Source organism: Pseudomonas sp. P9_31, from assembly GCF_034008235.1.
GTDB lineage: Bacteria > Pseudomonadota > Gammaproteobacteria > Pseudomonadales > Pseudomonadaceae > Aquipseudomonas.
Map to the genome: position 1 here is coordinate 3,739,389 of NZ_CP125375.1, position 26,739 is coordinate 3,766,127.

The 26,739-nt window shown below is 59.6% G+C and carries 27 protein-coding genes and 1 pseudogene; 14 read left to right on the forward strand and 14 right to left on the reverse strand.

Going from position 1 to position 26,739, the window contains the following annotated elements; genetic code table 11:
- Positions 1–321: 321 nt before the first annotated feature.
- Both QMK51_RS16325 and QMK51_RS16330 read right to left on the reverse strand, forming a co-directional pair.
- Positions 322–537 carry a DUF4287 domain-containing protein gene (locus QMK51_RS16325; protein ID WP_258696167.1) on the reverse strand — a complete coding sequence of 72 codons (216 nt, stop codon included), beginning with the start codon at positions 535–537 and terminating at the stop codon, positions 322–324.
- 215 nt (positions 538–752) lie between these two features.
- A complete protein-coding gene (locus tag QMK51_RS16330) occupies positions 753–1,637 on the reverse strand; it encodes a LysR family transcriptional regulator (protein WP_320390910.1) in 885 nt (294 codons plus the stop codon).
- 133 nt (positions 1,638–1,770) lie between these two features.
- Between QMK51_RS16330 and QMK51_RS16335 the strand changes: the two genes are divergently transcribed.
- Entirely contained in the window at positions 1,771–3,420 is a 1,650-nt protein-coding gene (locus tag QMK51_RS16335) for a GMC family oxidoreductase (protein WP_320390911.1), read from the forward strand.
- A gap of 171 nt (positions 3,421–3,591) precedes the next feature.
- On the forward strand, positions 3,592–5,214 hold the full coding sequence (locus QMK51_RS16340) for an MFS transporter (protein WP_320390912.1): 1,623 nt from the start codon (positions 3,592–3,594) through the stop codon (positions 5,212–5,214).
- Positions 5,215–5,345: 131 nt separating this feature from the next.
- Here QMK51_RS16340 and QMK51_RS16345 read toward each other — a convergent pair whose 3' ends face one another.
- The 3 genes from QMK51_RS16345 to QMK51_RS16355 form a co-directional block, all read right to left on the reverse strand.
- Positions 5,346–5,708, reverse strand: coding sequence for a DUF427 domain-containing protein (locus QMK51_RS16345; protein ID WP_258696171.1), 363 nt, complete (start codon positions 5,706–5,708; stop codon positions 5,346–5,348).
- Positions 5,709–5,841: 133 nt separating this feature from the next.
- The gene (locus QMK51_RS16350; RefSeq protein ID WP_258696172.1) at positions 5,842–6,603 is read right to left on the reverse strand and encodes a hypothetical protein; all 762 of its coding nucleotides are present in this window, start codon (positions 6,601–6,603) and stop codon (positions 5,842–5,844) included.
- Between the two features lie 24 nt (positions 6,604–6,627).
- On the reverse strand, positions 6,628–8,094 hold the full coding sequence (locus QMK51_RS16355; protein WP_320390913.1) for an alkaline phosphatase D family protein: 1,467 nt from the start codon (positions 8,092–8,094) through the stop codon (positions 6,628–6,630).
- Positions 8,095–8,317: 223 nt separating this feature from the next.
- Here QMK51_RS16355 and QMK51_RS16360 point away from each other — a divergent pair, with 223 nt between their 5' ends.
- The 4 genes from QMK51_RS16360 (at position 8,318) to QMK51_RS16375 (ending at position 12,389) form a co-directional block, all read left to right on the forward strand.
- Complete coding sequence (locus QMK51_RS16360) at positions 8,318–10,267, forward strand: DNA topoisomerase III (RefSeq protein WP_258696175.1); 1,950 nt, start codon at positions 8,318–8,320, stop codon at positions 10,265–10,267.
- Positions 10,268–10,500: 233 nt separating this feature from the next.
- Positions 10,501–11,040, forward strand: a complete 540-nt coding sequence (locus tag QMK51_RS16365) for a GNAT family N-acetyltransferase (RefSeq protein WP_320390914.1) — start codon at positions 10,501–10,503, stop codon at positions 11,038–11,040.
- Between the two features lie 571 nt (positions 11,041–11,611).
- Positions 11,612–11,941: a hypothetical protein gene (locus QMK51_RS16370; RefSeq protein ID WP_258696177.1), complete on the forward strand. Its 330-nt coding sequence runs from the start codon at positions 11,612–11,614 to the stop codon at positions 11,939–11,941.
- 145 nt (positions 11,942–12,086) lie between these two features.
- Entirely contained in the window at positions 12,087–12,389 is a 303-nt protein-coding gene (locus QMK51_RS16375) for a hypothetical protein (protein ID WP_258696178.1), read from the forward strand.
- Position 12,390: 1 nt separating this feature from the next.
- Here the strand turns inward: QMK51_RS16375 and cynR are convergent, their stop codons facing one another.
- On the reverse strand, positions 12,391–13,275 hold the full coding sequence (gene cynR / locus QMK51_RS16380) for a transcriptional regulator CynR (protein ID WP_320390915.1): 885 nt from the start codon (positions 13,273–13,275) through the stop codon (positions 12,391–12,393).
- 117 nt (positions 13,276–13,392) lie between these two features.
- On the opposite strand from cynR, the gene cynS reads away from it, so the two are divergent.
- Both cynS and QMK51_RS16390 read left to right on the forward strand, forming a co-directional pair.
- Entirely contained in the window at positions 13,393–13,860 is a 468-nt protein-coding gene (gene cynS / locus QMK51_RS16385) for a cyanase (protein ID WP_258696180.1), read from the forward strand.
- Between the two features lie 179 nt (positions 13,861–14,039).
- Positions 14,040–14,699 (forward strand): carbonic anhydrase, encoded by a 660-nt coding sequence (locus QMK51_RS16390; protein ID WP_320390916.1) that lies wholly within the window; start codon positions 14,040–14,042, stop codon positions 14,697–14,699.
- A gap of 4 nt (positions 14,700–14,703) precedes the next feature.
- Here the strand turns inward: QMK51_RS16390 and QMK51_RS16395 are convergent, their stop codons facing one another.
- The 3 genes from QMK51_RS16395 to glsB form a co-directional block, all read right to left on the reverse strand.
- The gene (locus QMK51_RS16395) at positions 14,704–15,054 is read right to left on the reverse strand and encodes a BON domain-containing protein (RefSeq protein ID WP_258696182.1); all 351 of its coding nucleotides are present in this window, start codon (positions 15,052–15,054) and stop codon (positions 14,704–14,706) included.
- Between the two features lie 168 nt (positions 15,055–15,222).
- The gene (locus QMK51_RS16400; RefSeq protein ID WP_320390917.1) at positions 15,223–16,725 is read right to left on the reverse strand and encodes an aldehyde dehydrogenase family protein; all 1,503 of its coding nucleotides are present in this window, start codon (positions 16,723–16,725) and stop codon (positions 15,223–15,225) included.
- An 86-nt stretch (positions 16,726–16,811) separates the two neighbouring features.
- Positions 16,812–17,720, reverse strand: a complete 909-nt coding sequence (gene glsB / locus QMK51_RS16405; protein ID WP_258696185.1) for a glutaminase B — start codon at positions 17,718–17,720, stop codon at positions 16,812–16,814.
- Between the two features lie 228 nt (positions 17,721–17,948).
- Between glsB and QMK51_RS16410 the strand changes: the two genes are divergently transcribed.
- From QMK51_RS16410 to QMK51_RS16425, 4 genes are all read left to right on the forward strand, one after another.
- Positions 17,949–18,083: a hypothetical protein gene (locus QMK51_RS16410; protein ID WP_320390918.1), complete on the forward strand. Its 135-nt coding sequence runs from the start codon at positions 17,949–17,951 to the stop codon at positions 18,081–18,083.
- Positions 18,084–18,125: 42 nt separating this feature from the next.
- Complete coding sequence (locus QMK51_RS16415; protein ID WP_320390919.1) at positions 18,126–18,641, forward strand: DoxX family protein; 516 nt, start codon at positions 18,126–18,128, stop codon at positions 18,639–18,641.
- A 47-nt stretch (positions 18,642–18,688) separates the two neighbouring features.
- On the forward strand, positions 18,689–19,387 hold the full coding sequence (locus QMK51_RS16420) for a dienelactone hydrolase family protein (protein WP_258696188.1): 699 nt from the start codon (positions 18,689–18,691) through the stop codon (positions 19,385–19,387).
- 61 nt (positions 19,388–19,448) lie between these two features.
- A complete protein-coding gene (locus tag QMK51_RS16425; protein WP_320390920.1) occupies positions 19,449–20,639 on the forward strand; it encodes an MFS transporter in 1,191 nt (396 codons plus the stop codon).
- Between the two features lie 44 nt (positions 20,640–20,683).
- On the opposite strand, the pseudogene QMK51_RS16430 reads toward QMK51_RS16425, so the two are convergent.
- From QMK51_RS16430 to QMK51_RS16445, 4 genes and pseudogenes are all read right to left on the reverse strand, one after another.
- Positions 20,684–20,941 (reverse strand): annotated as a pseudogene (locus tag QMK51_RS16430) (sulfonate ABC transporter substrate-binding protein); the annotation flags it as partial.
- A gap of 270 nt (positions 20,942–21,211) precedes the next feature.
- Positions 21,212–22,570 carry a chromate efflux transporter gene (gene chrA, locus QMK51_RS16435; protein WP_320390921.1) on the reverse strand — a complete coding sequence of 453 codons (1,359 nt, stop codon included), beginning with the start codon at positions 22,568–22,570 and terminating at the stop codon, positions 21,212–21,214.
- A complete protein-coding gene (locus tag QMK51_RS16440; RefSeq protein WP_320390922.1) occupies positions 22,563–23,507 on the reverse strand; it encodes a chromate resistance protein ChrB domain-containing protein in 945 nt (314 codons plus the stop codon). Before QMK51_RS16440 ends, chrA begins: the two co-directional genes overlap by 8 nt.
- A gap of 91 nt (positions 23,508–23,598) precedes the next feature.
- The gene (locus QMK51_RS16445; RefSeq protein ID WP_320390923.1) at positions 23,599–24,240 is read right to left on the reverse strand and encodes an FMN-dependent NADH-azoreductase; all 642 of its coding nucleotides are present in this window, start codon (positions 24,238–24,240) and stop codon (positions 23,599–23,601) included.
- Positions 24,241–24,345: 105 nt separating this feature from the next.
- Between QMK51_RS16445 and QMK51_RS16450 the strand changes: the two genes are divergently transcribed.
- Together QMK51_RS16450 and QMK51_RS16455 are read left to right on the forward strand one after the other, a co-directional pair.
- Positions 24,346–25,200 carry a LysR family transcriptional regulator gene (locus QMK51_RS16450; RefSeq protein ID WP_320390924.1) on the forward strand — a complete coding sequence of 285 codons (855 nt, stop codon included), beginning with the start codon at positions 24,346–24,348 and terminating at the stop codon, positions 25,198–25,200.
- A 176-nt stretch (positions 25,201–25,376) separates the two neighbouring features.
- Positions 25,377–25,775 (forward strand): hypothetical protein, encoded by a 399-nt coding sequence (locus QMK51_RS16455; protein ID WP_320390925.1) that lies wholly within the window; start codon positions 25,377–25,379, stop codon positions 25,773–25,775.
- A gap of 209 nt (positions 25,776–25,984) precedes the next feature.
- Here QMK51_RS16455 and QMK51_RS16460 read toward each other — a convergent pair whose 3' ends face one another.
- Positions 25,985–26,698, reverse strand: a complete 714-nt coding sequence (locus QMK51_RS16460) for a tetratricopeptide repeat protein (RefSeq protein ID WP_320390926.1) — start codon at positions 26,696–26,698, stop codon at positions 25,985–25,987.
- Positions 26,699–26,739: the final 41 nt, after the last annotated feature.

A 26,739-nucleotide genomic window follows, 5' to 3' on the forward strand; every position in this document is an offset into this window, starting at 1 on the left:
GGGTGGCAGCTATGTGCGGGTCTGCAAGACCGGGAAACCAGGAACCCGGCAGATCCGAAGATCTCCCGCACAAAGCCGCCATTTCGCGGACACAAACGAGCGTCCGCTGACAGGGCTATGCGACTGGTATTCCGGCGGGCTTGCAGACCCGATCACTGATGAGCAGTGACAGGAATCAAGTTACCGAGCGGCCCCTAGACGCACAAGCCGGCGGATTCTGTCTTACGTGTAGGGGGTGGCGCAAGGCGTTGTAGCCCTTAGGTGGTAACGGCAAGCTTCATTTAAACGATCGCGATTTTTCTTGTTTAAATTGACTGTGGGCTAGGTTGGCGAACTCGCCAAATAATATGCAACCAAAGCATTAGCATGCCCATGCCCCATACCGTGTTCAGCCTTCAGCCAAGCCACCATTTCCATATGTTTCTTAGCGCTCACTGTTCCGAGCAGATCCAGCCAGTGGCTGATGGGCTGGCCATATTTTTTCTCGATTGACGGGAAGTACGACGCCGGGCCTTTCACTTTTGTATCTTCGGTCATGCTGCAAGCTCCCTTGTTCGCGGCGGAGTATCGGTGGACGCTCCTTGTCTTCATCCCACGAATTGAAGGCCAGGACGGCTGCGCTGTCCAGCGGGAACAAGCTCGCAGAGCATTTGGGAAATGAATCTGACACTCTCCCAAGATCAAAAGATCGCAGCCTTCGGCAGCTCCACCTATCCCTGTAGGAGCTGCCGAAGGCTGCGATCTTTTGATCTTTATCCCATCAACAACCCCTGCTCGCGCTCACACAACTCCACCACGTAATCCCACAACACCCGCAACCTCACGGACTTGTGCAGCTCACGCCTCGTACTGATCCAATAACTGCGCTGGATGCTTTCATCCGGCAGCAACGGCACCAGTTCGGGATCGGCGCTGGCCATGTAGCACGGCAGCACGGCGATCCCCAGGCCCGAGCGCGCAGCCTGTTGTTGAGCGATGACGCTGGTGCTGTGGAAGACCACCTGGGGGTTGCGGCAGAAGCTGTTGAGGAACATCAGTTCCTGGCTGAACAGCAAGTCGTCGACGTAGCCGATCCATGAATGCCGACCGAGGTCTTCGCGGCTGCGCAGTGGTGGCGAGCGGTCCAGATAGGCCTGGCTGGCGTAGAGCGCCAGTCGGTAATCGGTGAGTTTTCGGGTGACCAGCATGTCGGCGGCCGGGCGTTCCAGGTGAATGCTGATTTCCGCTTCACGGTTGAGAATGCTGACGAAGCGCGGCACCGCGACCAATTCCACCTCCAGTCCTGGATAGCGTTCGAACAGCCCATTCATACGGCTGGCGAGGAACATGATGCCCAGCCCTTCCGTCACCCCGACGCGGATCTTGCCCAGCGGCGCGGATGACTGGGTGATTTCTTCCTGAGCCAGCAGCGCGACGTTTTCCATGGCCTCGGCGTGCTTGAGCAGCGCTTCGCCGGCTGGGGTCAATTCGTAGCCTTGGGCATGCTGGACGAACAGCGCGGTGCCGAGGCTTTTTTCGATGGCTTCGATGTGGCGGGCCACGGTAGCGTGGGTCGTGTTCAAACGGCGAGCGGCGGTCAGCAAGCGGCCGCTACGCTGCAATTCGAGAAAAAACCGCAGGTCATTCCAGTCGAACATGAACCATCCTTGACGTTATGCCGTTAACGACGCTGTTTAAAAACGCACAGCAGCTGCGTAAAAACTAACATTCTTTTAACGAAAGCTAACAACTAGGATGACCGACAACAAGAACAACAATACGAGGTCAGGGATGCAGACTTCCCTTGATGAATTCGACTACATCGTGGTCGGCGCCGGACCGGCCGGTTGTTTGCTGGCCAATCGACTGTCGGCCAACCCGCAGCATCGCGTGTTGTTGCTTGAAGCCGGCGACCGCGATAACTACCCGTGGATTCACATCCCCGTCGGTTACCTGTTCTGCATTGGCAACCCGCGCACCGACTGGTGCTTCAAGACTGAAACGCAGCCGGGCCTGCAAGGCCGCGCCCTGAGCTACCCACGCGGCAAGGTGCTCGGTGGCTGTTCCTCGATCAACGGCATGATCTACATGCGCGGCCAGGCCCAGGACTACGACGGCTGGGCGGCCGAGGGCAATGCCGGCTGGAGCTGGCAAGACGTGCTGCCCCTGTTCAAACACAGTGAAAACCATTTTGCCGGCGATTCGGAATTTCACGGCGCCGCCGGCGAATGGCGGATCGAGCGCCAGCGGCTGTCGTGGCCGATTCTCGATGCGTTTCGCACGGCGGCCGAGCAAACCGGCATCGCCAGCATCGATGACTTCAATCAGGGCGACAACGAAGGCTGCGGCTATTTCCAGGTCAATCAGAAAGCCGGGATCCGCTGGAACGCGGCCAAGGCGTTTCTCAAACCAATCCGCCAGCGCGCCAATCTGACGGTGCTGACCGACGTCGAAGTGGACCGCGTGCTGCTGGAAAACGGCCGTGCCTCGGCGGTCAGCGCGCGTTGGCAAGGTCAGGCGAAAACCTTCAAGGCGCGCAAGGAAATCGTTCTGTGTGCCGGCTCCGTCGGTTCACCGGGCATCCTGCAGCGCTCCGGCATCGGCCCTCGCCCGCTCCTGCAAAAGCTGGGCATCGGTGTTGCCCATGAACTGCCCGGCGTGGGCGGCAACTTGCAGGACCACCTGCAACTGCGACTGATCTACAAACTGGAAAACGCCCGTACCCTGAACCAGATCGCCGGCACGCTATTGGGCAAGATGGGCATGGGCCTGCGTTATCTGTATGACCGCAGCGGCCCGCTGTCCATGGCCCCAAGCCAACTCGGCGCCTTCGCCCGTTCGGGGCCGGAACAGACCTCGGCGAACCTCGAATACCACGTGCAACCGTTGTCGCTTGAGCGTTTCGGCGAACCGCTGCACGCCTTCCCCGCCTTCACCGCGTCGGTCTGTGATCTGCGCCCGCAAAGCCGTGGCCGAATAGACATTCGCTCCGCCGACCCGCGGGAAGCGCCGCTGATTCAGCCCAACTACCTGAGCCATCCCGAAGACTTGCGAGTGGCGGCGGACGCCATCCGCCTGACCCGCCGCATCGTCTCCGCGCCCGCCTTGCAAGCGTTCAAACCGGTCGAGTACCTGCCCGGCGACAGCTTGCAGAGCGAAGAGCAATTGCACGAAGCCGCCGCCCGGATTGGCACGACGATTTTCCACCCGGTGGGCACCTGCCGGATGGGCAACGATGCGGACGCGGTGGTCGACGCCGAGTTGCGCGTGCACGGCATCCCCGGCCTGCGCATCGCCGACGCCTCGATCATGCCGCGCATCACCTCGGGCAACACCTGCTCGCCGACGTTGATGATCGCCGAGAAAGCTGCGCAGTTGATCCTCGAAACTACCGTCAACACCCCCACTGTGGGAGCGAGCCTGCTCGCGATGACGGTCTGACATCCAATATCTATGGTGACTGAAACACCGCCATCGCGAGCAGGCTCGCTCCCACAAGGGATTGCACTCCAACAGGGATTGCAGCTGATTTGCGAGCATCGAGCATTACCCCTACAAGGAACACGCAACACCAGTGGAACAACAAAAATAATCACTGTGAGGGAAACCGATATGTCAGAACATGTTCAGTCTTTAGAAGCCGTCCGCAGCGCTGGCACCAGTCAGGAAACCCAGAAAGTCATCTTCGCCTCGTCCCTCGGGACGGTGTTCGAGTGGTACGACTTTTTCCTCTATGGCGCCCTCGCGGCGGTCATCAGCAAACAGTTCTTCGCAGGGGTCAACGACACCACGGCGTTCATCTTCGCGCTCATGGCCTTTGCCGCCGGCTTCATTGTGCGGCCGTTCGGTGCGCTGGTGTTCGGACGGTTGGGGGACATGATCGGGCGTAAATACACGTTCCTCGCGACCATCGTCCTCATGGGGCTGGCGACGTTCTGCGTCGGCTTGCTGCCGACTTACGCGAGCATCGGCATTGCCGCGCCGATCATCCTCGTGGTGCTGCGCATGCTTCAGGGCCTGGCGTTGGGCGGTGAGTACGGCGGCGCTGCCACTTACGTGGCGGAACACGCGCCGATCGGCAAGCGCGGTTTCCACACCAGCTGGATTCAGTCCACCGCCACCCTCGGTCTGCTGCTGTCGCTGCTGGTGGTGCTCGGCTGCCGATACTTCACCGGCGACCAGTTCGAAGTCTGGGGCTGGCGCATTCCGTTTCTGTTTTCAATCGTGCTGCTGGGCATCTCGACCTGGATTCGCCTGAGCCTGCACGAGTCGCCTGCGTTCGTGAAAATGAAAGAGGAAGGCAAACTCTGCAAGTCACCGCTGCGCGATTCCTTCGGCAAATGGGACAACCTTAAAGTGGTGCTGATTGCCCTGTTCAGCATCAATGCCGGGCAAGCGGTGACCTTCTACGCGGCGCAGTTCTACGTGCTGTTCTTCCTCACCCAGTTCCTGAAAATGGACCCTGCCCTGGCCAACAGTTTGCTGATTGTCAGCGTGATCATCGGCGCACCGTTCTTCATCTTTTTTGGCTGGCTGTCGGACAAGGTCGGGCGCAAAACGGTGCTGATGATCGGCCTGTTGCTGGCCACCGCGCTGTACTTCCCGATCTTCAAGACCCTGGCCCATTACGCCAACCCGGCCATCGACCAGGCCAGCCGCCAGGCACCGATCACTGTACTGGCCGACCCGGCCACCTGCACGTTCCAGTTCGACCCGGTGGGGAAGGCGAAATTTGATAGCCCGTGCGACAAGGTCAAAACCTTCCTGGTCAAACAGGGCCTGCCCTACAACAGCGAAGCAGCCCCGGCCGGCAGCGCCGTGCAGGTGAGCGTCGGCGAGGCGAAAATAGACGGCTACGATGAAGCGGCCCTGCGCGGCGCAGTGACCCTGGCCGGGTATCCGTCACAAGCCGACACCCAACTGATCAACAAGCCGATGATCGTGGCGCTGATCGTCGCGCTGATCATCATCTCCGCCATGTGCTACGGCCCGCTGGCGGCGCTGATGGTCGAACTGTTCCCGACCCGCATCCGTTACACCTCGATGTCCCTGCCCTACCACATCGGCAACGGCTGGTTCGGTGGTTTCCTGCCGACGGTATCGTTTGCCCTGGTGGTGTACACCGGGGATATTTTCTACGGGCTGTGGTACCCGGTGGTGATTACCGGGGTGAGCCTGGTGGTGGGGATGATGTGTTTGCGTGAGACGAAAAACGTGGACCTCGATAAAAACTGATCTGAGTAGCGGAACCTGTGGGAGCGGGTTTGCTCGCGAAGGCGGTAGCACAGTCAACATTGATGTCGCCTGACACACCGCTTTCGCGAGCAAGCCCGCAGGGATTGCGACACCACAATGTTCTCTGCAAATCAGGTATCGAGCACCTCAAACGTCACTTCTTCAGGATAGAACGCCACATACCCGCGAATCTGCGCGACCGACACCTTGGGGTCCTCATAACTCCACACCGCATTGGCGCCTTCATGCCCGGGAATTTGCAGGCTGAAATAACTGGCATCGCCCTTGTACGGGCAATAGCTGGTGTGGTCGGTGCGGGCGAAATACTGTTCGGCGATGTCCTCCCGCGGGAGGTAGTACACCGGAGGATAATTGGCCTCATGCATGACCAGCGTCCGATCGGAGGACGCGACTTGAATGCCATGGAATTTCACCACCACACAGCCGGGTTGCGGGGTGATAGCGATGGGCTTACCGGGTCCGGGGGCTTTCATGAAAGGGTTCCTCCCTTGCTGTTTCGCGGTAACCGCGATCCATCAGGTATACCTCATGTTCCGGAATCAAGGCGGTTACACAGCCAAACGGCAGCAACGCCTTCGCCACACGCGCCAACGCCCTGGGCGCCCGCTACTTGCCATCCTCGATTTTGTATTCGTGCGGCGTCCAATACCTGCCCTTTGGGGGCTGCACGTTGTTTTTGGTGTAGTAGTCGTACCAAAACATCGCCGTCGCCCAGATGGCTTCCGGGCTCGACGCCCGGGTTTCGAGCCCTGGGGTCAAATCCAGCCCTGCGCTGGCGTAGAGGGTTTCCAGCATGCAGGCCGACGGCAACCCAATCCCGTCATGTATCGGGTTCGGGGTGCGCGCCACGCCCCAGGAGAAAGCGAGCCAGCGTAGTACGTGCTCCAGCGCATCCACGTAGGCGCGTCCTTTCTCGAACTGGTCGAGTTTGCTCAATACTTCTTTCTGCGATTTGGGTAACGCAATGACTGCAATGTTTTTCCAGTGGTCGGGGTCTTCCAGGTGCTGGAGAGGCGTCTCGACCACGCCGTTGCGCTCGGACGCAAACATACCGGTTTCCGGCTGGAACAAGGGCACGTGGAGAATGCTGGACTGTGCAATGCCTTTAGGGGAAACCTTGAGAAACGCCGAGGTGGACCAATAAGACGGCAACATGTCGAAGCGCAGGTGCGACTGACCGATTCTCAGTCGCCACCCCAGCGTATCGGTGGCCCCCAGCAGCAACACATAGGATTGATCGGTGTTTTTTTTGTCGACCAGTTCGGTGATCGCCCTGCCAATCCATTCAACGTTGTCTTCTTTACCCTTGCGCCGTAGTTTTTGTATCTCGGGGTTGGATCTGGATACGGTTGTATATTTGGCGGACATGACTCTTCTCCAGCAGCGATGGCTTCAGGTATTGAGCAACGTAAATGGACCGACTCGAGTGGCAGGCGAAGCGGGTGCGGTGATGGGGTGGTACGTGACGTTCAGTTCCACGCCAAGCCCCAGGCAGGAAAACTCAAGAACGGCTACCTGGTTTCCACTCCAGCCTTGCTGCCCGACCGGACGAAAGGACTTCCCCCCAATGTAGGCAGGAGCCAACTCGGCGTCAGGATGAAGAGGCCAGCGTTTGCGTTCGCCGAAAATACTTTTTAGATAATCCTTGAGTTGCGACACCTGATCGGAACCCGGGGTGACCAGCAGACTCATTGGCGAACAGATGACTTCGGTCAGGGTGATTTGCGCGCGCTTGACACAGTTGGCCTGTGCGACACGGCTCCAGTGCACGTCCCCGGTCAGAAAAACCACCTGAATGCCGTGCTGTCCCAGCCGCTCGAGCGTTTCGATAATCACTTTGAACTGTCCCTTGTAATTGGACAGTTCGGCATCGCCCATCTCATCAAAGAACGGCGTTTTGACCAGTAGCGCCTGCCCGGTCGACAGCACGCCGATTCGCGGTATCCCCTGGTTCTGACAATCGATCAGTTCGCTTGCCCACTGCTTCAACGCCTGTTCGGCCTCCTCTGGCATCAGGCCGAAAGGGTCGTTGAAGTCTTGCTTGCGATGACTTCGGGTATCGAGAAACAGCATGAACAACGGCTCGATGTCCACGCGCAGCCAAGGCTTCTGCGCAGAGCCTCCCACCTGGTAGTCCTGGAACATCTCGAGCGCCGCATCGGCCCAGATGTTCACACCGCCACCGGGGGTCGGGGCTGTCTGGGTACCCCTTTTCCAGAACTGAGGCCAAGGGTAGTTATTCCAGAACTCATGATCATCCGGGAGGCAGACGGCGGGCGCTTTGGCCAGTGCAGACTGAAGACCCGCCACATCCTTGAATGCAGATGTCCAGTTGCGTTGATATTTTTTGGAAATAACCTGCCGCAGCTCATCTTCCGTTGTCGGCAGGGTCTCGAAGGGCAGTTGATCGAGGTAGACCTGATCACCCGCGAACAATGAAATATCAGGCCTGACGGGCAGGCTCTGGATGAACCGCCCTACATTCGCCTTGTCGGTTTCAACGCAATAACAGGAAGAGAGCAGAATCTTGAAGCTCCCTTCCATTTTTTGCGGCACCTTGGCCGGCAAGGAAAAAACCCGCAGAGCGCAGGGTTCGAAACCAGCACCCGCGCGGACCACAATCTGATGCTCGCAACCAGCGCCCCTGGTTTCGAAGGTAAAGAGCCCCTGATAGTTGAGATACCCCTTGTCCGGCGTTCGGTCCCGGATGGGGTGAAGCCCATCCATCGTGACCGGCAAACACGGCGCGCCATCCACGGTAAATTCGACGGCTGGCGGTTGGGCCACGCCAAACACCCCGACCCACAATTTGATCTCGTCGAGGGCGCCAAGCACTGGGCGAGCCATCAAATATGCCATTACCGCTCCTTGGGCCAGAGGCTCGAATGCAGAGAAGTCCGATCTCGCTGCTTGCCGTTGATTAAAGCAAAGACCGGCAGGAACACAACGCGGCCAGCCTTCCAGAACGAGCGCGCAATCAATCGCAACGCACAAGCTGTACATCCATACAGATAAAGATTGCTCCAACGCTCATCAACCGCCATTCTGTGCACCTCTCGGTCCTTGAACGACGATGGTGGTTATGCGGCTGTACCTCTGTGAAAAACCTTCCCAGGCCAAAGACATCGCGGCCGTGCTCGGCGCCAGACGCCGGGGCGACGGCTGCTGGCTGGGAACGGACGTCACGGTGACCTGGTGCATTGGCCATCTGCTGGAAACCGCGCCGCCGGATGCCTATGACGCGCGTTACAAGCGTTGGGTGCTGGCGGATCTGCCGATCATTCCCGAGAAATGGAAGATGACCGTCAAACCGCGCACGGCCAGCCAGTACAAGGCGGTCAAACGCTTGCTCGGCGAGGCGAGTGAACTGGTGATTGCCACCGACGCCGACCGCGAAGGCGAGATGATCGCCCGGGAACTGGTGGAGCATTGCCGGTATCGCGGGCCGATCCGGCGGCTGTGGCTATCGGCGCTGGACGATGCGTCGATCCGCAAGGCGCTGGCGGCGCTCAAGCCCGGGGCCGAGACGTTCAGCCTTTATCATTCGGCGCTGGGGCGATCCCGGGCCGACTGGTTGATCGGGATGAACATGAGTCGGTTGTTCACCCTGCTGGGGCGTCAGTCCGGCTATCAGGGTGTGTTGCCGGTCGGTCGAGTACAGACACCGACCTTGCGTCTGGTGGTGGATCGCGACCGCAGCATTGCCGATTTCGTCCCGGTGCCCTACTGGGCCATCGAGGTGCAACTGCTGCACGACGGCACCACGTTCACGGCTCAATGGCGGGCGGCCTCCGATGCTTGCGACGATCAGGACCGCTGCCTGAATCAGGCGCTGGCCCAGACAGCGGCTGCGGCCATTGGCAGCGCGGCGAGCGCTCGGGTGATCAAACTGCGCACCGAACGCATGCGCGAAGTCGCGCCTTTGCCGTTCGACCTGGGCACCTTGCAGGAAGTCTGCTCGAAGAAGCTTGGGCTCGGCGCTCAGGAAACCCTCGATATCGCCCAGGCGCTGTACGAAACCCACAAAGTCATCACCTACCCGCGCAGCGACTGCGGCTACCTGCCCCTGAGTCAGCACAGCGAAGCCCCGGGCATTCTGGCGGCGCTCCGGCAAGCGGACCCAACCCTGAACGCCCTGCACGATCACCTGGAGCCCCAACGCCGCTCACGGGCCTGGAACGACGCCAAGGTCAGTGCTCACCACGGCATCATTCCGACGGCCGCGGCGAAAAACCTCGACCGTCTGGTGGGCAAGCAACGGGCGGTCTACACCCTGATTCGTGCGCGTTACCTGGCGCAGTTTCTGCCCAACCATGAATATGACCGGACCCAGGCCGACTTCGACTGTGCCGGTGAAGCCTTGCGCGCCGTGGGCAAGCAGATTGTCGAACCCGGCTGGAAACGCGCCCTGCCCGAAGCCCTCGCGCCTGCCAAGGGCCGCGAAGTACCCGCGCCGCAGACACTCCCGGCGCTGGCCGAAGGGTGTGACTGCGCGGTGGCCGACGTGAAGCTCAAGGACCTCTGGACCCAGCCGCCCAAGCCGTTCACCGAGGGTGATCTGATCAAGGCGATGAAAAACGTCGCCAAACTGGTGGAAGATCCGCTACTCAAGCAAAAGCTCAAGGACACCACCGGCATCGGCACCGAAGCCACCCGCGCGTCGATCATTCAGGGCCTGCTCGACCGAGGTTATCTGGTGAAGAATGGCAAGGCGCTGGCCGCGACGCCGGCGGCGTTCAGCCTGATCGATGCCGTGCCGCGAGCGATTGCCGATCCCGGAACCACGGCGATCTGGGAACAGGCGCTGGACATGGTGCAGAGCGGTGAAATGAGCCTGGAAGAGTTCGTCACCAAACAGGCTGCGTGGATGAGCAAGCAGGTGGCACGTTGCGCCGGTCTGAACCTGACCATCAGCGGGCCGGCAAGCCCGGCCGGGCGTGGCGCCACCCCCTGGAAAAACAAGCGCAAGCCCGCCAAGCGCAAGCCCTCGACCGGCACCAAACGCGCGGCAAAACCGGCAAGCAAGGCTTGAGGACAGTTCGAGCGAACCTGAATGGTCTAGTGTTCTTCATGTCCGGCAATAGCCCCCATGGCAGTCAGTCAAGCCCAATCCATGTGGGAGCGAGCCTGCTCGCGAAGGCGGCGGCACAGTCAATATTGATGTCGACTGACACACCGCTATCGCGAGCAGGCTCGCTCCCACAGGTTCCGCACCCTAACTGACAGGCATCAGGCAACAGCCCTGCTTTCTGCAAAGGTACAACCATGGCGACAATCAGGAGCCAGCCCTCGATAGAACTGCATGCCGCCCAGCGCGACGAACTGGAAACCATTGAAAACCTGATGCAGTTCTACACGTACGACTTCAGCGAATGGCTGCCGCTGAAACTCGGGGAGCATGGTTTCTTCAACATCCAGCCCAAACTGGACTACTGGCGCAACCCGGCAACCCAGCCGTTTCTGATCAAGGTCGACGGCGAGCTTGCCGGTTTCGTGACCGTGGATAACGAGACCCATATCGTCGGCGCCGAGCACAACATCGGCTATTTTTTTCTCAGTCGCCGCTTTCGTGGCCAAGGCGTCGCGAAGTTTGTCGTCTCTGCCCTCTTGAGCCGGTTCCCCGGTCAATGGCAAATTTTCCACATCGATGCCAACCAACCTGCGCGGCTGTTCTGGGCCAGGGTGATACCCGACCTCACGAGTGCCGAGTTCACCCTGCATCAGCTGCTGGTGGACGGTTATCCCTGCACCGTTTACCGCTTTGAAAGATCGCAGCCTTCTGCTACGCCTACCCCGGCCCCGTAGGAGCTGCCGAAGGCTGCGATCTTGACGATTCCAGCGACGCCACAGCCCTCCAAGCGCTAGCCATGCCGATTTTCTAATGCCAAAACCACTTTGTCCGACAATATGTAGTGAACAAAAATAATCACTACAAAACCGTTGACGCCTCCGATTTGCCCTTGCATGATGCAGACGTCTCCCCGATCGGGAGTACAGGCAACACGTTTGAGCAAGCTCGTCTGACCGCCGAGCTGTTTTTCCCGGATACACGCTGCCCACAAGGCAGATTGAAGAAGCTGACCTGGCCTGAACGTCCAGTACAAGGACGAGAAGCGCTGGCGATCAATCCTCATGAAGCTTGTGGCCGACCCTGAAAACGTCGGCAGTGGCCTCCAGGTTTTCGCTGCTTCTCTTCGTTGTGACGCTATTGCGTAGCAATTATTCAACACGACTACATGCAACAGACGCGCGACCCCGTCGTATTGACGGTCGACCGCTGACGTCCTGGTTTCGGTGCCAGGGATCAACTAACCGATGGGCTACCTGTATTAGCGAATCAACTTTGAAAGATCACCAAATGGTCAAGGGGCTTACAATGAATCTGAACAATCAACCTACTGTCGAAGAACTGGCTCGCTTGTTCGCTGCGCAAAAAGACAGCCAAGACAGCCATATTCTGTGGATCAGCAAATCGGGCCAGGTCCATATCGACTGCCTGTCGCCCCATGCCCACGAAGAAGCGTTCGACCAGAACAACCAGAACCTGCTCGCCCGACTGAAGATGTACCGTCGCGGCCAGGGTTATGTCGGCAAGAAAGCCGCGGCCGACAAGGACTTCATCGGCAATGTGCTGCAAACGCTGAAACAGGCGTGGGCTTCGATGCAGAACCAGAACGAAGTACGGGTGATTGATCGGTTGTACTGATCTCTCCCAAACACAAGAAGGCCCCGCTCGTTTTATCGAGCGGGGCCTTTTTTTGTTTGACGCGCTCTAACTTCGCACCGGGTCAAAAGAACACAGCTATGGTTAACACAGCGCTGGACATCGGTTTATCCGCTGGAGGTCTGCGATGAAAAGAACCCTGACATTCATGCTACTGGCATTGGCGAGTGCGGCCCATGCGAACAGCGTCCCAGGCGTTCCCGCCTTCGATGTGGACTGCCCCGGGAAAATCATGGTCCACGCCGACCAGGATGGCCCGGTGATGATCAACAGCAAAGAAGCCCAGACCAAAATGATCAACGATCGCCTTTTCGAGGCCAAGGGGCCGGACGTGACGATCTCGATCAGCATCGCCGATGACGACTCGGTCGCCGTGACCTACACCAGCAAGAAAGGCGGCAATGGCATCTGCCAGTCAGTGGATGATTGATCTACTCAGTGGCGCTGCCAGACATCACCAGGCTCGCGAACGCCACTGACGCGGCACTGTGATAGTTGTTCTTCCTGCGCAGCAATGCCGCGTCGCGCCGGGGGGCTTCGCCCTGTAATTCAATCCGGCGCAATGCCCGTTCCACGGTGGCGATGGGCTCTGGAAGGATGGTGGCCATCGGTGTGTGACGAATGACCTCCAGCAACGTACTCACCGAGTTCACCTCGATCGCCACCTTGGGCGTGATGTTCTGTTGCCGAAAATATTCGTCGATGGAAGATCGGGTGATGAAGTCCGGTGTCAGCAACGCGAACTCCAGCTGCGCCATCTCCTTTGGCAGCAGCGGGCTCTGGCGCTCGTACAACGGATGACCGTTCCCGACCATTACGCCCAGGGTCTCGACAAACGCCGGCAGGCACTCGATGTCGGGGCTCCTCACCGGGGTAAAGGCAATGGCGATGTCCAGCGAGTCGTCGAGCAGCCCGGCCTCGATGTCGTCCATCGATAGCTCGAAAATCTGCAGATGGATGTTCGCAAACTTCGCCACGTAGTCGCGCACCAGCGGCCCCACCAGATACGCCATGAAGGTTGGCGTCATGGCCAGTCGCAAGGTGCCGCGAGACAAGTCCTTCACGTCATGCAGCGCGCGTTTCCCCGCTTCAAGCTCCACCAACACCCGACGAGCGCATTCGATGTAGGCCTGCCCAGCATCGGTCGGCTTGACCGTGCGCGAGGTGCGGTCGAACAGGCTGACGCCCAGGGTGTCCTCCAGTTGCCGGATCTGCTGGGACAGCGTCGGTTGAGAGACGTGTAACGCCTCAGCGGCACGGGTGAAACCGCCGTGGTCGGCGACCGCCAGCAAGTAGCGCAAATGTCGGAGCAGCATGGGCACACCATCTATAGGTAGAACTTATGCAAAGCATTGTATATCGATCTTGGACGCTATGAATAAATCGACCGAAGATGGCTCCACTTTCCAGCCACAACCGATAGGAGTCACACCATGCAACAGTCCCACGCTTACCAGGACCCAAGTCTGGCCCTGACCACGTCGATCCTCGATGCCAAGGCGCGCAAAAATCTGTCCTGGCAGGATCTGACCGACGGCACCGGCCTGGGCCTGGCCTACGTCACCGCCGCCCTGCTCGGCCAGCATCCGCTGCCGGAAGCCGCCGCCAAAGTGGTCGGCGAGAAACTCGAGCTGGACGCCGACACCGTGGCCCGTCTGCAGATCATCCCGCTGCGCGGCAGCCTCTCCGGTGTTCCGACCGACCCGACCATCTACCGCTTCCACGAGATGATCCAGATCTACGGCACCACCCTCAAAGCGCTGGTTCACGAGCAATTCGGCGACGGCATTATCAGTGCGATCAACTTCAAGCTGGACCTGAAAAAGGTCGAAGACCCGGAAGGCGGTTCCCGCGCGGTGATTACTCTGGACGGCAAGTTCCTGCCGCTGCGTCCCTTCTGAAACAACCCAGTCAATTCAGGTGCGGAACCTGCGGGCTTGCTCGCGAAGAGGGAGTGTCAGTCAACATTGATGTCGCCTGACACACCGTTTTCGCGAGCAAGCCCGCTCCCACATGGATTGCACTTGACTGATCAGCGATTAGGCATCAGCCCCCCTCACTCATTGCAAGGAAGTCCACCATGAAAGCGCTCATCGAAGGTTTATTGAAGTTCCAGAACGAAGCCTTCCCACAACGTACCGACCTGTTCAAGCACTTGGCCACTACCCAGCATCCCGGCACCCTGTTCATCACCTGTTCCGACAGCCGCGTGGTGCCGGAACTGCTGACCCAGCAAGAGCCCGGCGAACTGTTCGTGGTGCGCAACGCCGGCAATATCGTGCCCTCCTACAGCCCGCATCCCGGCGGTGTGTCGGCCACGGTCGAATATGCAGTCGCGGTATTGGGCGTGACGGACATCGTGATTTGCGGGCATTCGGACTGTGGCGCCATGACCGCCATTGCCCAGTGCAAATGCATGGATCACTTGCCCGCCGTCAGCGGTTGGCTGCAGCACGCCGAGTCGGCCAAGGTGATCAACGAATCCCGCCCTCATGCCAGCGACGCGGCCAAGGTGAGTTCGATGGTGCGGGAAAACGTGATCGCCCAACTGGCGAACATCCAGACCCACCCGAGCGTGCGCCTGGCCCAGGAAAAAGGCTTGCTGAACCTGCATGGCTGGGTCTATGACATCGAGACCGGTTCGGTCGATGCCCTGGATGCCGACAGCCGCACGTTCGTGTCGCTGGCCGAGCACCCGGGCACCTGCGCCGTTTATGGCAAAGCGGTCGAAGCCGCCTGAAGGGTCATTTGTCGTCCGTCTTGGCTGACGATTGTGGCCGACGCTCAGGAGTGTCTTCGGCATTGGGCGCTTCTGGAAAATGTCCTGGTGTGAACACATGAGTAAGCAATTCGCTGGCATCGATGTCGACGACACCAGGCACCGAGCGAGCCAGAGCAACAGCCTGCTCACACTGCCGATGGGTGTTGACGCGACCGTTCAATGCCACCCTGCCCGCATGGGTTTTGACATGGACATTCAGGCCAAGGGTGGATTCAGCCAATGCCAGGGCCGACTTCACCCTGGCGGTAATCCACGTGTCGTGAACGACCGTTTCCAGGTCATGAGAGTAATGTTGAAAGGAATGAAGTTTCATGGCGCAACCCTCCCTCACGTAATCAGAGGCACTGCCCGTCCCCACGCAGACACGGACATACATTAAGTATAGTGCGGACGTTGCAGTCGAGGGGGCAGCCCCTAATGCCGGTAAGTTAATAAGAGCGACGGAAATCCTGTGGGAGTGTGGCTGTTTTGGAGTACCGTCTCAGCGTTTGACCGACAGATCCGTCTGGGTCATGCGGCTACGAATCGTGAACACACCATCGCCCGAGAGAATCGCGCTGCGCGCAAACAGCCGGCCGCTCTCCCAGTTCGAAAGCCCCAGTTCCGGCTTGTTCAGCGCGTACTGTCCGTCGACCCAGCGGGTAATCCCGTTGCCGACAAAAGGCGCGTTGACCGCGTTGTAGAAACGCTCCTGCGCCAACGCATCTTCACTGATCAGCGACACGGTGAATTGCGGGCTGTAACGGTTGAACAAGGCGATGGCCTGGTCCAGGTCGTCGACGACTTGCAGGCTGACTTCCGGGGTTTCTTCCCATTCCCACTCGCGGCCCAATTGGGCCTCGGGCAGCGGTTCGGCCAGCGCTTCGGTCTGATAGCCTTCGGCGCGGTACACCTCAACGCTCGCGGTCCGCCAATCGCCAGGCAAATGCTGTTCGCTGCCCTCGACGATATGTAGCTTGCAGCCCTGGCCCCGTGCGGTGCCGGCCTGTTGCAGTGCATCGAGAAACAACGGAACCAGTTCGCCAGCGCGCTCGCGTTGGATCAGGCAAACGTTCAGGGTGTTGCAGACTTTGCGGTCCAGCGAGTTGCGCACCACGGCGGCAAAGCGCTGGGCGTCAGCGTGTTTGTCGGCGATCAGCCAAGCACCACCGGTGCCGTGCAGGCTGACGGCGGTACCAGCCTGTTGCGCGATGCTGCCCAACTGGCTGACCGCACGTCCCGAACCACGGGCCACGGCCAGCGACAAGCGCCGGTCGGCGAACATTGCCCAGCCGGCGGCGTGATTGACGCTTTCGACCAGTGACACCGCACCGCTCGGCAGCCCGGCGTCGGCCAGTGCCGGATTCAACGCATGGCTGACGATGGCCTGGGCGGTGCCCAACGCGTCGCTGCCAATGCGCAGCACCGCCGTGTTACCGGTGCGCAATACACCGGCGGCGTCGGCGAAGACATTCGGCCGGCCTTCGAATACGAAAGCGACGATACCCAGCGGCGACACCACTTGCTCGACTTTCCAGCCGTCGTGCTCGACGCAGCTCACGACCTTGCCACGGGTGGCCGGTGCATCGCGCCAGGCCCGCAGGCCTGCGATCATGTCGCCGCGCATGCGTTCATCGGCCAGCAACCGTGTGGTGGATCGCCCGCGCGCCTTGGCTCGCTCGATGTCGGCCAGGTTGGCGGCCGCAATCAAGGCCCAGCATTCCGGGGTTTCCAGGCGCTGCGCAAAGCGATCGAAGAACGCGCTGATGGCGTGATCCGAAACGCTGGACATCGCGGCGAACGCCGCTTCGGCGCGCTCGATGGCGACCGCCGCCGCTTGTTGGTCCGCCACCGGGATCAGCAACAACTCGCCGCTGACCTGCTCCACCAGCAGATGGTCGCCGGGCTGAAAGCGCGCCGCCAGTTCGGGGCTGACCACAGTGACACGATTACCGGCAAAAGGGATCGGCGTGCCAGCGACTAGACGTTCGAGCGCAAGAGACATGAAACGGTTTCACCATGCAGGGGGGCGGGCGGAAAATGTATAGCAAATTTTCCGGTGCGTCATTATCGACGCCCGCCCACACTGCTCTAGAACACCGACCAGCCGATTCGCTGACTCAGCAACTCCAGCGCCGCCATGCCAGCGAGGGAGTTACCGGCGGCGTTCAATTCCGGAGACCAGACGCACACCGTGAATTGCCCCGGCACTACCGCGACGATGCCCCCGCCCACGCCGCTCTTGCCCGGCAGACCGACGCGATAGGCAAAGTTGCCCGCTTCGTCGTACAGCCCGCTGGTGGCCATGATCGAGTTGACTTGCTGGGTCTGACGGGCGCTGAGGATCTGTGCGCCGCTGTGTTTGCAGAAGCCGTCGTTGGCCAGGAAGCAGAACGCCCGGGCCAGATCCACGCAACTCATGCGCAGCGCGCAATGGCTGAAATAGCTGCGCAGCACCGCTTCGACGTCGTTATGGAAGTTGCCGAACGACTGCATCAGGTAAGCCATGGCCGCGTTACGCGCGCGGTGCTGGTACTCCGACTCGGCGACCTTGCCATCCACCATGACGTTCGGGTTACCGGACAGTCGGCGGACAAAATCGCGCATCGACAACGCCGGCGCGGCAAAGCGCGATTGATTGATGTCGCAAATCACCAGCGCACCGGCGTTGATGAAGGGATTGCGCGGGCGCCCGCGTTCGAACTCCAGCTGCACCAGCGAGTTGAACGGCTGGCCGGACGGCTCGTGGCCCAGGCGTTCCCATATAGCTTCGCCGGAATGCTCGATGGCCTGCACCAGGCTGAACACCTTTGAAATACTCTGCACCGAAAACGGCGTATCGACGTCTCCGGCGCAAAACAGCTCGCCGTCGTTGCCATACACGGCAATGCCTAACTGATTGGCCGGCACCGTGCCGAGGGCAGGAATGTAGTCAGCCACTTTGCCCTGACCGATCAACGGTCGGACTGCGTCAAGGATCTCGTTCAACAGCGCTTGCATGCCGGGTTCCGAAGTCTCGCCCCATGGGATTGCGGGGACACTGTCGCTAGACGTCGCTGGTCGACGCCGGATCACAGTTTTGTATAGGAATGTATCTGTCACGGCCCGGGATACACCAACTTGCACCGGGCGACCTTTCAGACATACCACCCACACACCCGATTGAAACACTCCTGCCGTCCGCTGACCACCGGCAAACCGGGTCGGCCCATGCTCAGGAGTGTTGTCATGATGACTCAAGTCCCCCTTTACCGCGGCTGGTCACTGTTTGGCCTGCTGTTCTCGGCAATCGTCATTCGGCTGCCGGGCAAGATCGCGCTGAAGTACAAAAGGCCCGCCAGAAACACGCCATTGACCGAATAAAACCTCAACACCACCCACAATGAACTCCCGGAGCTCAAGCCCATGAATACTTCTATCTCATCGGCCGTCCAAGGCCTGCACCTGACCCTCGACCGTGCCGGCAGCTGGATCGCCCCCCTCACCCTGCGGCTGTTTCTGGCCTGGGAGTTTTTCGAGTCAGGCCTGGAAAAATGGAACGGCCAGAACTGGTTCGCCGACCTCCAGAACCGCTTCCCGTTTCCCTTCAACCACGTGACCGCCACGCTGAATTGGGAACTGGCGATGTGGGCCGAACTGATCTGCGCCCTCACCTTGCTGGCAGGCCTTGGGACGCGGCTCTCGGCGATTATTCTGGTCGTGGTCACTGTCGTCGCCACCGCTGCCGTTCACTGGCCGGACGATTGGTCTACATTGAGTGAACTTGCCCAGGGTTATGCCATCAGCAACAAAGGCCACGGCAACTTCAAACTGCCGCTGATCTACCTCGCAGCCCTCATGCCGTTGTTGCTCTCGGGGGCCGGCAAACTCAGCATGGACGCGTTGTTGGCTCGACTCTTCTGGCGGCGCAGTCACCGCTGATACGCCAGCGTCTCGATAACCCACCCAACTTGTGTAAAGGAGCCATCATGAGCGTAACCACCCAATGGATCGAGATCAGCAGCGCCGAAGGCGCATTCGGCGCTTACCTGGCTATCCCACACACCCGTAAAGGGCCGGGGATCGTGCTGATTCAGGAAATCTTCGGCGTCAACGAGCACATCCGCTCGGTCGCGGAACAATACGCCGCTGACGGCTATCTGGTCATAGCGCCGGACCTGTTCTGGCGCCACGGCCACCGTATCGAACTGGGCTACGACGAAGCCGGCTGGAAACGCGCCGTCGAGCTGATGAACGCCACCGACCGCTACAAGGCCCAGGCCGACATCAAACTGGCCATCGACGCCCTGAAGGCGCATCCGGGGCTGGACGGCAGGATCGCTTCCATCGGTTTCTGCTTCGGCGGCATGCTGTCGTACAACACCGCAGCCAACGGTTTCGTGGACGTGGCAATCGCCTACTACGGCGGCGGCATTCAGAACCAACTGGATCGGGCCGGTGAAATCAAGGTGCCGACGCTGATGCACTTCGGCGAACAGGACAGCCACATTCCCATTGATGCCGTGAAACAAATCGCCGAGCGTTTCGAGTTCAACGACGACGTCGATATCGAGGTTTATCCGGGGGCCGAACATGGCTTCAACTGCTCACACCGTGACAGCTACAACCAGCGGGCGGCGGCTGAGGCGCATGGCAATACGTTGCTCTTTCTCAGCCAGAACCTTTAAGGGCTGATCGCCGGGGTTAGCGACATGAACAATCGGTGAGCATTCAACCCCGGAAGCGAACATGGACAAATACCTCTCAAAGCCCAGACCGACCTCACTGCGTATCCCCTCCACGGTCTGGGCCTTGGGTTTTGTCAGCCTGTTCATGGACCTGTCTTCGGAGCTGGTGCACAGCCTGCTGCCAGTGTTTCTGGTCACGACGTTAGGTGCGAGCGCATTGACCGTCGGGGTGATCGAGGGCATCGCCGAGGCGACCGCGATGCTGGTCAAGATATTCTCCGGCGCCATCAGCGACTTTATCGGCCGGCGCAAAGGCTTGCTGTTGATGGGTTATGGTCTGGCGGCGTTGTCGAAGCCACTCTTCCCCCTCGCGCAGTCGGTAGACCTGGTGTTCACCGCACGCTTTCTGGACCGCATCGGCAAAGGCATCCGTGGCGCGCCGCGCGATGCGCTGGTCGCCGATGTCGCACCCGCCGAAATCCGTGGCGCCTGCTTTGGCTTGCGCCAGTCGATGGACACCGTGGGGGCGATTCTTGGGCCGGTTCTGGCGATCGTGTTGATGCTCTGGCTCGGGCAGATCCATCTGGTGCTGTGGTTTGCGGTGATCCCGGCGGTGATATCGGTGGCGCTGATTGTCGGTGGGGTCAAAGAACCGAGCGATGGTGCTGGCGAACGCGCCTTTCGCTCGCCCATCCACTGGAAGGTTCTGCGGGAGTTTTCACGCAGTTATTGGTGGGTGGTGATCGTCGGCGGGCTCTTCACCCTGGCCCGTTTCAGCGAGGCTTTTCTGGTGTTGAAGGCACAGGAAGCAGGCCTGACGGCCACCTGGGTGCCGATGGTGATGGTGGTCATGTCGCTGCTTTATGCGGTTTCCGCCTACCCGGCCGGCTGGTTGTCCGACCGGATCAGCCGCACCAAACTGCTGTGTGTCGGCATGGGGCTGCTGATCCTGGCGGACCTGCTGCTGGCGCAAGCGGATTCAATCATGACCCTGCTGCTGGGCGTTGCCCTGTGGGGCCTGCACATGGGTTTCAGCCAGGGCATTCTCGCGACGCTGATCGCCGACACCGCGCCCGAACAGCTCAGGGGCACGGCGTTCGGCCTGTTCAATCTGATCAGCGGCGTGTGCCTGTTGATCGCCAGTGTGCTGGCCGGCGCGCTGTGGCAGACCTCAGGCTCCGCCAGCACCTTCATTGCCGGGGCGGTGCTGGCGGCTGCGGCGCTGTTGTTGCTTGTGCTGCGCAAGCCCTGATGCCGGTCAATCAAGCCGCGACGCAGGCTTTGTAGCAGACCCGCTCAGCCGCCCTCGCTACCGTGTGCTTCTTCAAAGAAGTAATCCTTCCAACTGGCGGCCTTGTTGTTCAGTACGCCTAATGCCTGGAGTTTCTCGGCGTAGATAAAGGTGCGCTGTGGCACGACGGTGAAGTCGATTTCAGGGTCGGCGACGATTTTCTCAACCAGTGGCAAGGCCAGCTTCGATTGTTCCACCCGGAGATAGGTCTGGGCGGCGGCGGGCTTATCGGCCTTGATTATTTGCTCGGCGTCGGCGAGTGCCTGTCAGTCAAGGAGCAAGCCCGCTCCCACAGGGGATCTGCGGTGTCTGCCGGAATGGAAAAGCGTTTTTTATCCAACCGCTCTGGTTTGGACCTTGCACTTACTCCACAAGCCCAGCGACAGAGGCTTTTTAGATCTTTTATGGCCGTCGGACAGCCCCTTATCGTGGCCAGCGTATCCACCTCATGGGGCACCTCCTGCCTGGCTCAGTAGGCTGGGTGATCTGGCAGGCCCAATGCCTGCCAGAGATCGTTAATCAATTCGTGCTCTCTAGCGCAGCAGATGCACGGCCAAGCCGACAAGCGCACAGGCCATCAGCACCTGAATGACGCCACGCTTGAAGCGCAACAAAGCAATTGCCGCTGCAATGGCGATGAATGCAGAGGGCCAGTCAAGGTTGCCGCTGAAGCCCTTCGGCCACAGCACGTGATAACCGAAGAAACACGCCAGATTAAGAATCACGCCGACCACCGCCGCTGTAATGGCAGTCAGTGGTGCAGTGAACTTGAGTTCGTTGTGGGTCGATTCCACCAGCGGTCCACCTGCAAGGATGAACAGGAACGAGGGCAGGAAGGTGAACCATGTCACCAGGGCGGCGGCGACAGCCCCAGCCAGAAACACATGATCGGCACCGAAAACCTGCAAAACATAAGCACCTATGAACCCCACGAAGGCCACCACCATGATCAGTGGCCCTGGCGTGGTCTCCCCCAGCGCCAAGCCATCGATCATCTGAGTCGGCGTCAACCAACCATAGTGACCGACTGCGCCCTGGTAGACATACGGGAGCACAGCGTAGGCCCCGCCAAAGGTGAGCAACGCGGCCTTGGTAAAGAACCAGCCCATCTGGGTCAAGGTACCTTCCCAGCCAAAGAGTGCGGTCAGGAGTCCCATCGGCAATGCCCATAACGCGGCGCCGATCAGTGCGAGCGACGTCAGTTTCAACCAACTGAAACGGGCATGCTCCGGAGGCGGGGTGTCGTTATCGATCAAAGCCAGGCCGAAAGACTTTTTGGCGGCGCTATGGCCGCCGGTTCTGAACTTTTCCGGAGCCAGGCGACCACCGAAGTAACCGATTAATGCCGCCCCCAACACGATCAGCGGGAAGGGAATATTGAACGCGAAAATCGCGGTAAACGACGCCGCCGCTAGCGCCCACAGCCAATTATTCTTCAATGCCCGAGAGCCGATCCGATGCGCCGCCTGCACCACAATGGCTGTCACAGCAGGCTTGATCCCATAGAAGAGTCCGGCCACCACCGGTACTTCGCCAAAGGCGATGTACATCCACGACAAAGCAATCAGGATGAACAGTGAGGGCAGCACAAACAGCCCCCCGGCAATCACGCCTCCCCAGGTGCGATGCATCAACCAACCGATGTAGGTTGCCAGTTGCTGAGCCTCTGGCCCAGGCAGCAACATGCAGTAGTTGAGCGCATGGAGAAAGCGTCGTTCCGAGATCCACCGCCGCCGTTCTACCAGCTCCTGGTGCATGATCGAAATCTGCCCTGCCGGCCCACCGAAACTGATAAAGCCAAGCTTCAGCCAGAACCAGAATGCCTCACGCAAACTGATTGCCTCCGGCCTCGGTAGATCCTCTTCAACCGCTGATGCCAACACCTTACTCATTGGGTTGTTCCTCTTTCACAAACTCGGCAAGCAGGCCATCGAAAATGGCGCTCGCAGCAGCCAGCAAATGGTCGTCGTGGCTAATCGTTTCGCGTAGACCTGCCAGTACTCGCTCGATGCCGGCAGCCTCCACTGGCTGAATCCCGCCGACATCAAGGTAATGCACTAACGCCGCGATGCGGTTCAGGCCGGGTTCTTTAAGTTCAAAGCTGGCTTGCAAGGTTTCGAAGGTCACACGGTTGCCGACATGACTGAAAGTCGCCTCATCGAAGTCAAAACCCAGCGCATCGGCCGGACAGTCCTGCGGGCTGTCCAGCCAGAGAATCCGAGCGTGGGGATCGATGAAGCGCCGAATCATCCAGGCACATGCCAGGCGGTCAACCCAGGGACGCTTGCGGGTTGCCCAGACACGACCTTGATAGTCGCCACGGTTGAGTGCCGTTACCGGCTGGTCGCGGCTATGGGGTTCATCGGCAGACAACGCTCTGCTGACGGCCGTCTCAAGCTCCTGCAAAGCGGCGTCTATCTGCTGCTTCGGCTTACCTGGGAAGTAATCTATCTGGGTCAGCTGATCGTAGGTCTTGCGCAGTTTGCGAATGTGTTTGGCGGTGGCCGATGCGTTTTCAGGATGGAGCTGCCCGCGGCATTCTTCGATCTCTGCACGTAGCTTGCTGTAGTCATCACTACGGTCGAACAACTCGACAAAGCGCTGACCCTCCGGATCGACGACAGGCAGGATGTAAGCGGTGCCATTGATGGCCAGGATGTCGCGCTCGACAGACGCCAGAGCTTCGCGACAGACACCGGTATCAGGCAATAGATAGGCACCATCGCGCAGAACCACCGCGCCTGTAGCTTTCAGAGCACGCCAGGCTCGCATGCGCTCGGTGGCGTTCGCGGTGGGTAAACCAAGAATCAGTGCCAGCCAATTTTCCATGTAGTGTCAGCTATTTATTTTGTAGTATTTATTACGCTAACTTCTATTTTGGCGTTTGGAAAGCCGTCCTTTTGAACCAGCACCTGAAGGCTCAGCGACCCAGACTATCTGCCAATCTCCTGGCCTGCCGAGTCGCGGCTTCACGCGCACTGAGGTCAACGTCTTCCCCCAGGATGGTTTTCTCTACAATCACCGAGTGCACATCCGTCACGCCGATAAATTGCAGCCAGGCTTCCACGTAGGGCTTCTGAAAGTCGAAGCGCTCTGCCGGCGTGATCGACTGCGCCGAAAAATCCAGGCCACGGGCGTACATCACCACGGCGGTTTTGTTGTGCAGCATGCCTTCCAGACCGCGCTCCGGGTCGAAGCTGAACAGGATGTCTTTCTGCGACACCAGGTCGATGAAATGCTTGAGTTTGTACGGGATGCTGAAATTCCACAGCGGTACGGACATCACCAGCACATCCGCGCTGTGCAGGTGAGCGGCCAGATCTTTCAGCGTATTCCAGGCGTCTTGTTGTACCGGGGTCAAGGGCGTGCCATTGAGTCCGGCGTATTTGGCCTCCATGGCCAGATCATTGAACTCCGGCAACGCCATGTTCCAAAGGTCGAGGGTGATGATTTCGGTGTCCGGGGTGTTTTCCTGATAGCGCGCAATGAAGCTGCGGGCGACTTCAAGGGAGGCTGAGCGCTGTTTGCGCGGGGAACATTCGATATGCAGAAGAGTAGTCATGACACGCCTCGGGTGGTGGGAGATTGGGGGGCGGTAAACATTGCAACATAGTTTTATTTGGAATATAAATCACAAATAAATAAGCCATTAATCACAGATCAAACTATGTTCGATACTTTGCTGCTCAAGACATTTGTCACGGTCGTCGATGAAGAAGGCTTCAGCCGTGCAGCCGAGAAACTGCACCTGACCCAGTCTGCGGTCAGTGGCCATGTGCGGCGACTGGAAGAACAGATTGGTAAACCCCTGTTGAGGCGTACCACCCGTTCCCAGCAACTGACGCCCGATGGCGAGCGCCTGGTCGCTTATGCGCGCACGATCCTCGCGCTGAACCGTGATGCCTGGGCAGAACTGACACGCACGCCGTTTCACGGGCGACTGCGGATCGGGGTATCCGAAGACTTCGTCGAATCGAGATTGATGCGCACTTTTCAGGATTTCGCGGCGCAGTACCCTGGGATGGAGATCGACGTGCAGGTGGGCATTCCGGGCATGTTGCTGGCCTTGATGAAGAAAGGGCATCTGGAGTTGGTCATCGGTTCTCTGTGCGAAACCAGCGACGCGGGGCTGCTGCTGTGGCAAGAACCACTGGTGTGGGCCTGGTCGGCGCAACCCGTCACCCCGTTACCGACGCCGTTGCCGCTGGCCCTGTTTCCCGAGCCGTGCCCTTATCGCGAGGTAGCGCTGACACGGCTGGCTCGGGCAGGGATCGCCCAACGAACGGCGATGTTGTGCAGCAGCACGGCCGGATTGCGAGCGGCGGCACTGGCTGGCTTCGCGATAGCACCCATGCCAGTCAGTCAGTTGGGGCAAGGGCTGGCGGTTCTTGGCGTAGAACAAGGATTGCCGGATTTGCCGGATGCGCAGTTTCGGTTGTTCAGCGCTCCTGAAGCGGATCAGGCGATTGTGGCAGCGGTCACTCAGCTCATTGTGGAGTACTGCTCCACGCGCAGGGCTTAAGAATTATTTTGAGGTCTTGGGTTTACGGTCGTCGGTTATTTAAGCAGCGGTGTCCTAGAACTTTTCTCTATTTATCGGTCTATGTGGACAGGCACATCCTCGGTAAGCGCGACCTCGCAGGCTTCCCGCACTCAGATGGCCACACGTCCATTGTCAATCAGAGGTTGTCTTTGCTCATGAAATTCCATGACCCACGGATGGTGCTCTTCGGCCTGTTCGCGCTCGCGACAGTGGGCTCGGCATCAGCAACACAAATGAAGACCTCAACCCCTGTTTTCGCAACTGAAGTCACAACCGTTCAGGCTCCGGTCGAAGCCGCCGGCAACCCTTGGCCAACCTTGGCCAGTATGGCTGGAAAACAGCCAGGTCCATTGCTGGCCCATGACGACCGATACTGGCATGACGACCGTTGGCACGATCGTAGAGACGATTGGCGCCGAGACGACTGGCGTAGAGAACAGTGGCGTAGAGAGCAGGCTCGTCGAGAAGCTGAACGCCATCGTTATTGGGAACGCCACGAGGATCGGCCCATGCGGCACCGTTACGAGGACGATCACCGCTACTATCGTCGCTAGTGCGAAGCCACGAGATTAATCCGCCTGCAACACGGGCGATGCTCCGCCAACCTGCGACACCAGGTCTCAAACCGGCCTGAAATAGCAGTGATCGCCCATCAGGTTGTAGATATCAGGCTGAAAACGTGGCGGAACAGACGGAAGTCTGACCATTCAATGCGACGGTCGAAGCTGGACCGTCGCCGCCCCCCAGAAGACCACTCAGAAACTCAACCGCGCACCAGGTAGGCTCCCAACGGAACCCGATGCCGCAGCTTCTTGCATTTGCCGGGCGGGGGCTGATGCCCGGGCGGGCGATCAGGAAACCAGATTCGGCATTTACCCGGAGGCGGCCAATGACTGCGGGGAATCTCAACTTCGTCGTACGTGGGCGTTGGCTCGGCGGAAGCCACTTGCAATTCTCCTTCGGGCATTGCGCGAGCGAAGTTGCCAGCGTCGCGCCCGGAGTCCGGAGTGGTTGCGGCCATTTCTGCTTCGCGGAGCCTTTGGGCCTCCTCTTCGAGCCCCTTCTGTACTGCGACCTGGTGCTCTTTGGTGTTGGGTGAGGTACTCGAAGCCTTGGCCTGCTGCGCCGCCTGGATCAATTGGAAGTTGCGGTTGCGTAACTGTAGGTTGCTACCAACCCTCATGTTCGAGCGCACCGCCAACGTTTCAGCCTGCTCGTACTGCCCCTGCTGAAGACGCAACACACCGAGGTAATGCAGCGTCGCGGGATTGCTCGGCTGGATATGCAGGGCGCGCTCCAGCGTGGCAGCGGCTTGGTCCAACTGGCCATCTCCATACTGCCGCGAAGCGGTTTCGATCAGGGTGGTTGATGCGCTGTTACTTTGCGAGGACGCCCTTCGCTCGGCAGCAACCGAACAAAGCGACGCGACGGCGCAGAACGCCAGGATGAGACCCGACAGAAAAATCTTGGTTGGCATCAGGGGTGGACTCGGCTGATCTCGGACGGCACTGTCGTAAA